Source organism: Simiaoa sunii (assembly GCF_014337175.1).
GTDB lineage: Bacteria > Bacillota > Clostridia > Lachnospirales > Lachnospiraceae > Acetatifactor > Acetatifactor intestinalis.
Genome location: NZ_CP060633.1, coordinates 2,106,973 through 2,119,638 on the forward strand (window position 1 = coordinate 2,106,973; position 12,666 = coordinate 2,119,638).

Genomic DNA, 12,666 nt, shown 5'->3' on the forward strand with positions numbered 1-12,666 from the left:
GTTTATTCATTCTGCTGATTCAGCAGATTATTGTTAATGGGACTGTCACCCATAGTATCGTCCCCGCCGACATCCGCTCCCGTAATGGGATCGATCAGACCGCCGTCGATCGGACTTACCAGATAACCGGTAGCGGGATCTTTGGGATAATTTCTCCAGTCCTCCGTAACCGTCGTCGTATCGTCACCGGTTCCGTCACCACTCTGGGAATCTCCGGACTGATCATCTCCGGTCTGAGCGTCTCCGGTCTGATCGTCTCCCGTCTGATTGTCTCCGGTGCTCTGGTCATCTCCGTTCTCGGGAGTCTGGGTATACTGATTCGTAATCTCGATCTGTTTCTCCGCCAGTTCCTGAATCTCCTTTTCAGACAGTTCCTCCGTCATGAAGATATTCAGATAAGGCAGCACTTCCGTCAGAACATTTCGTACAATACCGGTTGCAAACTTTGCATCATCCTGAGGGGATGCATTGGCACGGTCCACGACTACATAAATGGCGATCTGGGGATCATCCGCCGGTGCATATCCCATAAAGGATACAACATACTCACCGTTTTTACGGGGAATAGTCTCTGCGGTACCGGTCTTTCCGCCGATGGCATAACCTGCAGGTCTTGCGGTTCTACCGGTTCTGCGGTCACCACCCTCTTCCATAACGGTAGCACGACAGTACTGTCTGATCTTCGCCGAAGTGCTCTCGGAGATGGTCTGTCGTAACACTCTCGGTTCAATGTTCTCCACCGTTGCTCCGCTTGTATTGGTGATCTTATCCACCATATGAGGCTCATAATAGTAACCGCCGTTGATCAGAGAACAGAAACCGGTGATCATCTGGAGCATGGTCACATTAAAGTTCTGTCCAAAGCTGTTGGTCGCCAGATCAGCGCTTCCCATCTGGTCCACCGGAAACAGCAGGCTTGCTGTTCTCGCCTCTCCTGCCAGATCCACGTTGGTCTTTAATCCAAAGTTAAAGATCTGCTGGAATTTGGCAAATTCCTCTTTGCCCATGGTGGCAGCAATCTTCATTAACGCTACGTTGCAGGACCAGGCAATGGAATCCTGTACCGATACATCACCTTCACCGCCGGAACGGTAGCTGTGGCATTTGATCGTATGTCCGCCGACTTCCAGAGATCCGTTACACTGATAGTGCTCGTTGCCGGTGATGGCACCGCTCTCCAATGCTGCTGCCACGGTAAAAGGCTTCGCCGTGGATCCCGGCTCGTAAGTGGTGGAGATACAGTAGTTCTTCCACAGGTAATTCAGATTATCCAATAGCTGCTCATCTGTCAGGGCATCGATATCTTCCTGGGTAAAATAGGTATCTGTCTTCGTCAGTACCTGGTAACCGTTGGCATTGGTCACCATCTCGATCTTACGTGATCCCAAAAGGGCGTCCGTATTCCTGGTATCGTTCAGGTCATAGGTAGGATAGCTGGCCATGGCCAAAATATTGCCGGTATTGACTTCCATGATGATGCAGCCCACATTTTCCGCACCGTTACCGGGATGTACCGCATCCTTATGCTCCTCGTTAAACTGCTTTAAGTATTTCTCTACAATGCCCTGAATATTGGCATCAATGGTACTGTGTATCGTGTTGCCGTCTACTGCCGGCTTGATCGTACGCTCCAGGTTGGCATCGTCATTCAGATAGCCGTACTCTCTTCCGGTGGTTCCGTTCAGAACATCATTGTAATACTCTTCCAGACCGTACTGTCCTTCATTGTCCGCTCTGGAAAATCCGATCACATCTGCCGCCAGAGAACCGTTGGGATAGACTCTCTTATATTCCTCTTCAAACCAGACACCACGGATCTTGCTGTTCTCCAGTGCTGCCGCCTGGAATCCGCTGATCTGGTCATAAGTCATCCTCCGAAGAGGCACATACCAGGAAGATTCGGGGTGAGACGTTACATACTGCCGCACTGCCGTCATGTCCAGATCCGGGAAATTTGCACCCAATGCTTCCATGGTGGGTTCCAGATAATCCTCCCGGTCCAGCATAACCCTGGCATCGATGACCAGATTATATACTTTCTCGCTGACCGCCAGCTTGGTTCCTTTGGCGTCCACAATATCGCCGCGCCGGAAAGGTAATGTTATGGAATCATATTTCTGCTGAGACAGCACCTGTTTCTCGTAAGCTGCACCATCTGCTTTCACGATCCATGTAAGACGCACCGATAAAAGAATAAATGCCAGAATGATCAGTGCATAAAGACACAGGAGCTTTTTCTGCATTTTTACGGAAAATTTTTTCGTTTTCTGTTCTTTCACACTTCGGGCCTCCCGGGCTTAGTTCTGACTGTTATCAGCCTGACGCATGTAGTCATTACTGTTGCTCTCATAAGGGATTACCTGTCCCTCGGCTGCATAGGTCATTCCCAGTTCGCCGATGGCAATCCTCTTGATCTCTTCCAGGTTGATATTACTGGTAATGCGACTGTATTCTTCATCATTTGCCAGCTTCAGAGAGTTCAACTCGCTCTCCATTCTGGATACTTCCGTGATCCTGGCAGTCAGTTCTGACTGCATCTGAATATAGTTCACCAGAAAAAATGCACATGCCACCAGTGCCACCATCAGAAAAGTCACATAGCCGATGCTCATATGTCTTGCTTTTTCTCTGTTTTTTCTCGTCTCGTGAGACAGCTGTCTCCGGGGCTCTTCCATTTGCCTGCGGATCTGTAAGTCTCTTGCTGTATTATCATATATGTATGGGGTATTACTTCTTCTCTGTGCCATACTTTATTCCCACTTTCACTGATGAAATATTTAAAATTCTTTATTTCTTTTCAAACACGCGTAACTTCGCGCTCTTGGATCTGCTGTTTACTTCCAGTTCTTCCGCACCGGGCAGAATCGGTTTTCTGGTGATCACCTTTCCCTTGGAGACCTTACCGCATACACACACCGGAAATTCCGGAGGACAGGTACAGGGATTTTCATTCCTGCGGAACGCATTTTTCACGATCCGGTCTTCCAGAGAATGGAAGGTGATGATGCAGAACCTCCCACCGGGATGCAACAATTCGATCAATTCGTCCAATGCCTTTTTCAGTACTTCCAGTTCCTGATTGCACTCAATGCGGATCGCCTGGAATGTCTGCTTGGAGGGATGTCCGTTCTGCCGCATCTTCGCCGGGACTGCAGCCCTGATGATCTCGTTTAATTCAAAGGTAGTCTCAATGGGCTTGTCCGCCCTGTTTTTTACAATATGTTTCGCAATGTTTTTCGCAAACGGATCTTCGCCGTAATCCCGGATGATATGATACAGCTCCATCTCGGAATAGTTGTTCACGATGTCTCTCGCCGTCAGGGTCTGTCTGCGATCCATCCGCATGTCAAGCGGTGCATCAAATCGGTAAGAAAACCCTCTGTCCTCGGTATCTAACTGGTAGGAAGAGACTCCCAGATCCAGCACAATGCCGTCCACACCGGTCACTCCGTATTCTCTGAGTGCCTCCACCGCATTCACGTAATTGTTACGGATCACGGTCACTTTATCTCCAAAGCATCGTAATCTCTCCGATGCCGCCGCGATCGCCGCGTCATCCTGATCGATCCCGTAGAAATGTCCGTTCTGTAAGCGGCTGCACACTTCATATGCATGTCCGCCGCCTCCTAAGGTTCCGTCCACATAGATGCCGTCCGGTCTGATATTCAGTTGTTCGATGGTCTCATGCAACATCACAGAATAATGATTAAATTCCACGACGGTCATCCTTTCCTGCTTCTTTTAAATGGTCAGTCCCAGTCCTTCCATGGCACCGGTGATCTCATCCATATCCGCATCCAAGTTCATGGCCTCCCACTTATCCTTGCTCCAGATCTCCACGCGGCTGCCGACTCCGACTAACACCACATCTTTTTCCAGTCCGGCGAATTCTCGCAAGTGTGCCGGCAACAGGATTCTTCCCTGCTTGTCCACTTCCACCGTAGCCGCACCGGCTAAGAAGAAACGGGCAAATTGTCTTGCTTCCTTATTGATCAGAGGTAATGAGGTCAGCTTCTGTTCAAAAGCGTTCCAGTCATCGTTTGCATACACAAATAAGCAGCCGTCCATTCCCTTGGAAATCACAAATTCCTCGCCCAAAGTCTCTCGGAATTTCGCCGGAATGATCAACCTGCCTTTCGTATCTAACGTATGGTTGTACTCGCTCATAAACATCGCACTCACCACCATTCATCCAAAAGGGGACTGCCACGAAAAAGGAGGTCATTTTCCCAAAAATCTACCACTTTATGGCACTTGCCTCCACTTTCTCCCACTTTTATTATGATTTTATACTAAATTAAGGGATTTTACAAGAGAAATCAAGTGGCTTTTTTCGACGGCAGAATCAAAAAAAGCGTCCTGTCCTATGACAAGAGCGCTCTTTTCCACTATATGTGGTAAAAAAATAAGAGCAAACACAATATCTATGTATTTGCTCTTATTTCGATATTCTTAATAAATTTTTAAAAATTTTTAATTTTTTTCCACTTTCGGCTGTTTTTTCAGGTGCATACGTACCACAATGTCCGTCACCACCGCGAAGATCACCATACACAGGGATAATACCTGGGATACGGCGAGGCTCGTTCCGGGGATAAACAGGGTATCTGTCCGGATACCTTCGATCCAGAATCTGCCAAGGCCATAGCCTCCGAAGTACAACAGACAGATCTCTCCCTCGAACTTTTTGTGCTTGCGGTATATCAGCATAATGATCAGAATCATCAGATTCCACAGACTCTCATAGAGAAATGTGGGGTGTACCTGGATATAATTCGTTCCTTCAATAATATGTGCCGCTACATTCTCGGAAATATCACGGCTGCGCACCGCTTCGATGGGAAGCCGCATAGCCAGGAAATTATCCGTATATTCTCCGAACACTTCACGGTTCATGAAATTGCCCCAGCGTCCGATAACCTGTCCTAAGATCAGTCCCGGTATACACAGATCTCCCAGCCGGAAAGGGCTGATCTTCTTGATCTTGCAGTAAATGAACAGAGTCAGGAAAGCTCCGATCACGCCGCCGTAGATCGCCATACCACCATTACGGGTATTGAAGATACTTAACAGATTGTCCTTGTAATAATCCCAGGCAAATACCACGTAATAGATTCTGGCACCGATCACGGAAAAGATCACGGCATAAATAGCGAAATCCCAAATAGTATCCGGATTCTCTCCGTTCACCTTTGCCTGGTGCACTGCCATCAGAATTCCCGCCAGTACACCGATGCCGATGATCAGACCGTAAAAAGCGATCTCGAAACCGAACACGGTAAAGCTTCTGGGAACATTTTCCAGGTAAATGCCTAAATGGGGAAATGCTATATCTCCTGCATTCATCATAATATTTATATCCTTTCTTAGTATTAACCGGCTTCTCCACGCTTTACGCTCTCGAATCCGGCATATCAGACGTTAAATCTGAACAGGATCACATCACCGTCCTGTACGACATAGTCCTTGCCTTCCATGCCGACCAGACCTTTCTCACGTGCAGCTGCCAGAGATCCCTGCTCTAAAAGATCCTTGTAATTTACAACTTCCGCCTTGATGAAGCCTCTCTCGAAATCGGAGTGGATCTTACCGGCTGCCTGAGGCGCCTTGGTACCGATCTTGATGGTCCATGCTCTGGTCTCATCCTCTCCTGCAGTCAAAAAGCTCATCAGACCTAAGATATGATAGCTTGCCTTGATCAGCTTCTCCAGACCGGATTCCTTCAGTCCCAGATCATCCAGGAACATTGCCTTCTCATCATCATCCAGTTCAGAGATCTCTTCCTCGATCTGTGCGCAGATGACGAATACTTCGCTGTTCTCACTTGCTGCAAACTCTCTGACCTTTGCTACCATCTCATTGGAGGCACCGTCATCTGCCAGATCATCCTCGGATACATTGGCTGCATAGATCACCGGTTTGTAGGTCAGCAGATTGTATTCCTTCAACAGAGACAGCTCGTCCTCATCGGTAACTTCCAGGCTCTTCGCCATCTTGCCGCTCTCCAGATGCTCCTTGATACGCTCTAAGAGTGCCAGCTCCTTGGCATAAGTCTTGTCCATTCTGGCAGCCTTGACTACCTTGGACAGTCTTCTCTCCAGTACTTCCAGATCTGCGAAGATCAGCTCTAAATTAATGGTCTCGATATCCCGTAAAGGATTTACACTGCCATCTACATGAATGACATTCGTATCCTCGAAGCATCTTACCACATGGACGATGGCATCCACCTCACGGATGTTGCTTAAGAACTGGTTGCCCAGTCCCTCACCCTTGGAAGCACCCTTTACCAGACCTGCGATATCTACGAATTCAATCACAGCAGGGGTCACTTTCTTGGAATGATACATCTCTCCCAGTGCCTTTAATCTGTCATCCGGAACTGTTACCACACCCACGTTGGGGTCGATGGTACAGAAAGGATAGTTAGCGGATTCCGCTCCCGCCTTGGTCAGGGAATTGAAAAGTGTACTCTTTCCTACGTTGGGAAGACCAACAATGCCCAGCTTCATGATTTATTTACCGTTCAGACCCACCAAAAGGATCTGCCTTTCTTGTATTTTCTATTCTTTATTTCGCTCATAAGTCCATCCGCCTCCATGCAGAGGCAGACGAATCCGAAATAATATTATAGCATACCTCACGCTCTTTGCAAAGTCCTACTGTTCAAAGTAAGTATTGATTCCGGTGAGAAGCCCTGTGGCTAATTGTTCCAATACCTCATCGCTGTGATCTGAATACGCATTTCCCAGTTCCATATCCACAGAAGGGATCGTGCTGTAGGATGTCTGGGTCAGATCAATACCCATATGTCCTTTCCCATAGATTGTGGTGCCCTGCTCCCGCAGTCCTTCCACCAGATCCGTTCCCAGGGTATCGTGCTGCTGCCAGTGCGATGCCACCGGTTCCATGTTTTTCAGTGCTTCCGGCACCGAGATGTAGAAACATCCCTTGTCGTAATTTTTGCCGTCACCGCTGTCCCAGTGCAGCGCAATATGGCAGTCCGCGACATTGTTGCAGATCACAGTCCGCGCCACATTGTCTAACTGCACATCCTCACTGTCCCGTAGCATCAGCACATCATAACCGGAGGATAACAGCTTATCCCGCAGGATCTGTGCCATACGTAATGTCACCTCCTGCTCCGGTGTGCCGTCCTGAAACGTCATGCCTCCGGAAACTGCAGCAGCCTCCGTAGCTCCCGCCGCCGTACTGCCTCCGGTGACTTTCGCCGAGCCGTCCGGATGACACAGGGTTTTCACCTTCGCGCCGCCCTCCGTACCATGCCCTGCATTGACACCAATGACGATACCTTTAGGTCCGGATTCCTCCGGTGCCCGGTAGAGTACTGCGGCTCCGGTATTTATTTTAGAATGATCTGCATATTCCCATGTGGAATCCAGGGTGATCTGCTGCACGTCAGTGTATTCCACCGGTTGCATCTGTGGTGTGACATTTGCCGTTCCCTGTGGTGCCACACTCTCCGAAACCATAGCTTCTATAATTTCTGCATTCTCTATGGTCTCTGTGCTCTCCACGGTTTCTGTGCCCTTCACGGTCTCTGTGTTCTCCACGGTTTCTGTACTCTTCAGGCTTTCCGTACTCCCGGTATTTTCCTGTGTTCCACAGGCAGTCAGGGTAAGCGCCAGCGCCATAATGGTTACTCCCGCTGCCACTCTGTATTGTTTTCTGTGAAGCATTTGTCTTTTACACCTCCGATATGAAAAGAACCACAGCTGTGAACTTACAGCTATGGTTCTTCTGTTCTCTCTTCTTGATTCCGCTTATTTCAGAACACATCCTATGATTAGCCGCGCAGTTTGAAATGCTCTAACAATTCGTTCAGAGTCGTTGCAGATGCGGAAAGCTCCTCGCTGGTAGCGGAAGTCTCTTCGGCTGCTGCAGAGTTGGACTGGATAACGTCATTGATGTCTTCCACACCTTTTTTGATATTTTTAACGGAAACCGCCTGTCTGTCAGACGCAGTACGGATATTGGCCACCTCCTGGATGATCTGATCCAGCTCACCCATAACCTCCTGCATAGCATCATTGGTCTCCTTTGTGACCTTATTGCCCACCTCTACTTCGTTCATGGACTCTTCGATCAGCTTCTTGGACTCTACTGCGGAGTTCGCACTTTCTTCTGCCAGCTGTCTGATCTGGTCTGCGACGACTGCGAAGCCTCGTCCTGCCTCTCCGGCACGGGCTGCCTCTATGGAAGCGTTTAAGGACAGCAGATTGGTCTGGGATGCGATATTCTCAATATCCGCGATGATCTTTTCAATGTTCTGAGTCGTTGCATTGATCTTCTTCATGGCATCTACCAGCTCATCCATCTTCTTCTGGCTGTTGGCTGCCTCAATACCAACCTTTTTCGCCTTGTCATGTACAATATCGGTAGACTTGGTATTCTCCAGTACCTGACCGGTTACTTCTTCTACGGTAGCCACCAGTTCTTCTACGGATGCCGCCTGATTGGTAGCGCCCTCCGCGATATCCTGTGCACTGACTGCCAGCTGATTACTGCCCGCAGATACCTGCTCGGAGGAATCCTGAATACCGTGCATGGTCTCGCTGATCTTATTTACCATTTCATCCAGCTCATCCAGAACATTTCGGAGCTGTCCGACATATGCTTCCGGACAACTGCTGTGAACATCAAAATTACCATCGGAAAATTGCTCTACGATAGTCTGCAGATCAGATACAACCTTTTTCAAAATAGCTGCGGCGGTCTCAAAGCTGTCGGAAAGTCTGCCCAGCTCATCCTCAGATTCATAAGGTACTCCGATCTCAAAATCGCCGGCCGCGATCTTCTCAGACGCAGCTACCAGGCTCGTAATCGGATCTACCAGCATTTTGGCAAGCATTTTCGACATGGATGCATTAAATATGATAGCTAAAACAAGTAAAACCACAACAATTATACTTCCTATATAGCCTTTTGACTGTAGCAATTCCACCACTGCCACCAGTGCCAGCACCAAATATAAAATGTCCATGATGCGGAACACAAAAGACAGCTTATTTTTAATTGGTTTATCTCTCAGTATTTCTTCCAGTTTTTTCATTTGTTTTCTGCTCCTTCCGTGAATTAACCTTCCTGCATTTTATTGTAATTTTCCTTTTCTGTTTCGTCAAGATGAAGCTGATTAAAATTATGTAAAATTCAGGTGTGGGATGCCCGGCTCATCTCCAGTAATTTATCTCTCATTTCATTCTCAATGCGCTGTAAGTCTTCCTCTGCGCTCTGTCTTCTCGCACGTCCCTCTTCCTGGATCTTCATGACCTCATCCAGTGTCGTCATCAGTGTCTGATTCGTACTCTTAAGTGTCTCTATATCCACAATTCCCCGCTCGGATTCCTTCGCTGTCTCCACAGAAGCCACCTTCAGTGCTTCCGCGTTCTTCTTCAACAGTTCATTGGTCATATCCGATACAGCACGCTGTGCCTTGGTGGCATCGGTAGCATGATCCAGACCGATGGCAATGACCATCTGACTCTTCCACAGAGGGATCGTATTCACTAACGTCGACTGGATCTTCTCGGACATGGCGATGTCATTGGACTGGATCAGACGGATCTGGGGTGCCATCTGCAGGGAAATGGCTCTGGTCAGCTCCAGATCATAGATCTTCTTCTCAAACCGCTCACACATTGCCGCGAAATCTTTCGCTGCCTGGGTGTCCTCCGGAAATCCACTCTTCTGTGCCTTCTCTAAAAGCTCCGGAAGCTCCACACTTTTTGCCTGCGCCAGCTTCTTTTTACCTGCCAGGATGTACATGGACAGTTCCTTGAAGTAATTCAGGTTCAGCTGGTACAGCTTGTCCAACACTGCGACATCCTTTAACAGCACAACCTGGTGGCTCTCCATGGCATCACAGATCTTTGTGATATTGACTTCCGCCTTATCATACTTTGCTTTCAGATTGCTCAGCCTGTCTCCGCTTTTTTTGAACAGTCCGAAAAAACCCTTATCTTCCTCGGTGTCGAAATCCTTTAACTGTGCCACCACATCGGTTAACAGATTTCCGACTTCTCCCATATCCTTGGTCCGGACATTACTAAGCGCCGTCTCTGAGAAATCAGCGATCTTCTTCTGGCTTCCGGCTCCGTACTGTAACACCGCCTGGGTATTGGTCAGGTCGATCTGTGCTGCAAAATCATCCACCTGTTTCTGCTCTTCCGGTGTCAGTTCCATCTCGGGAACCGCCTGCTCTTCCACCAACTCCTCCGGCTGCTTCTCCACGATCTCTGCCTTTGCCTCCGCAAAAGGATCCAGTGTAAGAGTCGGTGCTTCTTTTGTTGCTGCGTCTAAATCCATATTCATATTGATACCCCCATTTTTTACTATTACATCATTTAAATTTTACTGTTTTCCCATTACAAAATCGGATTCCGTCAGACCTTCCTTTGCCAGCATGGCCTGTAATACCTGCGCATCTGCCGATGCATCAAAGGCTGCATCCTGAAACAGATTGTTTAACAATGTCACAAATGCCTGATTGATCATGTCCAGTGTCTTCCCGATCTCTTTCTTGGCCTCGAGAATTTCCTCTCCCGGACTGCTGACCTCGTCAAATTCCGCATACTGCTCCACCAGCTTTAAAGTAGTGGGCAGATAATAATCCATTAATTTATGCATTCTATGCATCTGCTCCGGGTGCTCCTGCACTCTGTCGAAGATCTCCTTTAACAGATTCTCCAGACGGTACAGCTTCTCGGAGATTGCCTCCTCTTCGATCCGGTCGTTCAGGTCCCGAAGATGTCTGATGCATTCCATCCCCTCTGCTACCATACTGTGGAGTTCCTGTTCTCTCTCCGTCTGTGCAGCGTCCTGTGCTGTTCCTTTGTCCGGCATCTGTTTTGCCTGTTCCTCTGATTTTTTCTGTTCCAGATAAGCCTTTTCTGTCTCCAGATATTGATGATAGATCACATCATTTAACATAAAACAGGTCTCTTTGTCATCCAGATGACCGTTAGGGAACATTCCGGCTTTTAACATTTTACGCAGATCTTTTTTTACATAGCGGACGCTTTTGCCGGTATAACGCGCCATCTCCGTGATCACACCGTACATCTTGGTACCGCACAGCTCCAGATATTTCTCCGCACGCTGTAATCTTCTGCGCTGTCCGTTGCCATAGGATATCATCTCCAAAAATACCAAAGAAAGTACTCCCGGAAGAATTGCCGCACTTAAACTTGCTGCACTAAAAGCTGCCAAGAGAAGCTGTACCAAAAGTCCCAGCCCGGAAAAGCCTAGTCCGATGCCTCCGAACACGGTGCACAGAGTTCCGGACACGCTTCCCTTTTTCTCCATTTTTACCAAAGAAGTCATCTCCAAAGCCGTAGTCTTTCTGGGTGTCCAGACACCGGCCTGATTTCCAGAACGGTTCTGCGCCGCCTGTGCCTTACGCTGTTCTTCCCATTGTTTTTCCCGTTCTTTTCGCTGTCTGTGCCACTCCTCATTCTGTCTGCGGTGTTCCTCCCGCTGTCTTTCCCGTTCTTCTCGCTCCGCCTGGATCTGTTCTTCGGACTTCTCTTCTTCCCTCTTTTTATCCTGCCAGCTGCGCTGGGAATTCCAGACCCTTTTCTCCGCGGCTTCCCTGGACAGATTCGCCTGAAAATCCGCTTCCCGCAGAGCATCGTTGACTGTATCGCTCACTAACGTATTCAGTGCCCGGAAATCTCCGGTCTTCATGGCTTCGGCGATGGTTTCTTTAAATTTTTCCCCAAGATGATTCTGCACTTCACTCATAATTAATATTTTCTCTGACTTTTCAGTTCCTCATAGAGCAGACAATAATTCTCGTAACGTGTCCGCGAGATCTCCCCTTCCGCCACGGCATCTTTCACGCCGCAGACCGGTTCTGAGATATGAGAACATCCTCCGAATCTGCAATATTTTTCAAAAGGAACAAATTCGGGATAATATCCCGCCAGCTGCTCTTTTTCCAGTCCAAACAGTCCCAGGGAGCTGAACCCGGGAGTATCCAGAATGTAAGTATCCGGTGCAATGGAGATCAGTTCGGAATGCCTGGTGGTATGTTTTCCACGTTCGATCTTCTCACTGATGGAACCGGTCTCCATCACGATCCCCGACTGTAAACAGTTGACCAGCGAAGACTTGCCGACACCGCTGGGTCCCGCCACCGTGGTGGTCTTGCCCCGAAGTAGGTCTTTTAATCTGTCGATGCCTTCCTTTTCCCTGGCACTGACAGTAATGGTCTGAAATCCCGCCTGTTCATAGATGGAACAATAATCCTCTTTTTTCCCCTCTGCATCAATGTCCTGTTTGTTAAAGCAGATGATGCAGGGAATATCCTGCTGCTGCATCATGATCAGGAAACGATCCAGCAGGTTAAAATTGGGCTGTGGCTTACAGATGGCAAAAATCACCAGTGCCTGATCCACATTGGCAACCGCCGGACGGATCAGTTCGCTGTGCCTGGGAAGCAGTTCTGTGATATTTCCCTTTTTCTGTGCTTCATCTATGACTTCCATCTCCACATCGTCCCCGACCAATGGTTTCCTGTGGTCCTTACGGAAGACACCTTTTGCCTTGCATTCATAGATTCCGTCCGCACTATGCAGAGCATCCCCTGCATGGACATAATAGAATCCGGCAATTCCTTTTATAATCTTGCCCTTCATAGTTCCT

General features: G+C 48.3%; 11 protein-coding genes. All 11 read right to left on the reverse strand.

Annotated elements, in window-relative coordinates:
• Positions 1-2: 2 nt before the first annotated feature.
• Positions 3-2,279 carry a peptidoglycan D,D-transpeptidase FtsI family protein gene (locus H9Q77_RS09745; RefSeq protein WP_249325339.1) on the reverse strand — a complete coding sequence of 759 codons (2,277 nt, stop codon included), beginning with the start codon at positions 2,277-2,279 and terminating at the stop codon, positions 3-5.
• 18 nt (positions 2,280-2,297) lie between these two features.
• Positions 2,298-2,747, reverse strand: a complete 450-nt coding sequence (locus tag H9Q77_RS09750) for a cell division protein FtsL (RefSeq protein WP_118692199.1) — start codon at positions 2,745-2,747, stop codon at positions 2,298-2,300.
• Positions 2,748-2,787: 40 nt separating this feature from the next.
• On the reverse strand, positions 2,788-3,717 hold the full coding sequence (rsmH, locus tag H9Q77_RS09755) for a 16S rRNA (cytosine(1402)-N(4))-methyltransferase RsmH (RefSeq protein WP_249327152.1): 930 nt from the start codon (positions 3,715-3,717) through the stop codon (positions 2,788-2,790).
• 24 nt (positions 3,718-3,741) lie between these two features.
• Positions 3,742-4,173, reverse strand: a complete 432-nt coding sequence (gene mraZ, locus H9Q77_RS09760; RefSeq protein ID WP_249327153.1) for a division/cell wall cluster transcriptional repressor MraZ — start codon at positions 4,171-4,173, stop codon at positions 3,742-3,744.
• A 300-nt stretch (positions 4,174-4,473) separates the two neighbouring features.
• Positions 4,474-5,349 carry a prolipoprotein diacylglyceryl transferase gene (gene lgt / locus H9Q77_RS09765; protein ID WP_249325340.1) on the reverse strand — a complete coding sequence of 292 codons (876 nt, stop codon included), beginning with the start codon at positions 5,347-5,349 and terminating at the stop codon, positions 4,474-4,476.
• A 65-nt stretch (positions 5,350-5,414) separates the two neighbouring features.
• On the reverse strand, positions 5,415-6,512 hold the full coding sequence (gene ychF, locus H9Q77_RS09770) for a redox-regulated ATPase YchF (RefSeq protein WP_249325342.1): 1,098 nt from the start codon (positions 6,510-6,512) through the stop codon (positions 5,415-5,417).
• 147 nt (positions 6,513-6,659) lie between these two features.
• Complete coding sequence (locus tag H9Q77_RS09775) at positions 6,660-7,700, reverse strand: N-acetylmuramoyl-L-alanine amidase family protein (RefSeq protein WP_249325344.1); 1,041 nt, start codon at positions 7,698-7,700, stop codon at positions 6,660-6,662.
• A gap of 107 nt (positions 7,701-7,807) precedes the next feature.
• On the reverse strand, positions 7,808-9,073 hold the full coding sequence (locus H9Q77_RS09780) for a methyl-accepting chemotaxis protein (protein WP_249325346.1): 1,266 nt from the start codon (positions 9,071-9,073) through the stop codon (positions 7,808-7,810).
• 98 nt (positions 9,074-9,171) lie between these two features.
• Positions 9,172-10,332: a toxic anion resistance protein gene (locus tag H9Q77_RS09785; protein WP_249325348.1), complete on the reverse strand. Its 1,161-nt coding sequence runs from the start codon at positions 10,330-10,332 to the stop codon at positions 9,172-9,174.
• A gap of 39 nt (positions 10,333-10,371) precedes the next feature.
• Entirely contained in the window at positions 10,372-11,763 is a 1,392-nt protein-coding gene (locus tag H9Q77_RS09790; protein ID WP_249325349.1) for a 5-bromo-4-chloroindolyl phosphate hydrolysis family protein, read from the reverse strand.
• A 2-nt stretch (positions 11,764-11,765) separates the two neighbouring features.
• On the reverse strand, positions 11,766-12,659 hold the full coding sequence (rsgA, locus tag H9Q77_RS09795; RefSeq protein WP_249325351.1) for a ribosome small subunit-dependent GTPase A: 894 nt from the start codon (positions 12,657-12,659) through the stop codon (positions 11,766-11,768).
• Positions 12,660-12,666 lie beyond the last annotated feature (7 nt).

Excerpts from the sequence above, each read along its gene's own strand:
- H9Q77_RS09750 (WP_118692199.1), bottom strand. The coding sequence starts at position 2,747 with ATGGCACAGAGAAGAAGTAATACCCCATACATATATGATAATACAGCA.
- mraZ (WP_249327153.1), bottom strand. The coding sequence starts at position 4,173 with ATGTTTATGAGCGAGTACAACCATACGTTAGATACGAAAGGCAGGTTG.
- lgt (WP_249325340.1), bottom strand. The coding sequence starts at position 5,349 with ATGATGAATGCAGGAGATATAGCATTTCCCCATTTAGGCATTTACCTG.
- ychF (WP_249325342.1), bottom strand. The coding sequence starts at position 6,512 with ATGAAGCTGGGCATTGTTGGTCTTCCCAACGTAGGAAAGAGTACACTT.
- H9Q77_RS09775 (WP_249325344.1), bottom strand. The coding sequence starts at position 7,700 with ATGCTTCACAGAAAACAATACAGAGTGGCAGCGGGAGTAACCATTATG.
- H9Q77_RS09780 (WP_249325346.1), bottom strand. The coding sequence starts at position 9,073 with ATGAAAAAACTGGAAGAAATACTGAGAGATAAACCAATTAAAAATAAG.
- H9Q77_RS09785 (WP_249325348.1), bottom strand. The coding sequence starts at position 10,332 with ATGAATATGGATTTAGACGCAGCAACAAAAGAAGCACCGACTCTTACA.
- H9Q77_RS09790 (WP_249325349.1), bottom strand. The coding sequence starts at position 11,763 with ATGAGTGAAGTGCAGAATCATCTTGGGGAAAAATTTAAAGAAACCATC.
- rsgA (WP_249325351.1), bottom strand. The coding sequence starts at position 12,659 with ATGAAGGGCAAGATTATAAAAGGAATTGCCGGATTCTATTATGTCCAT.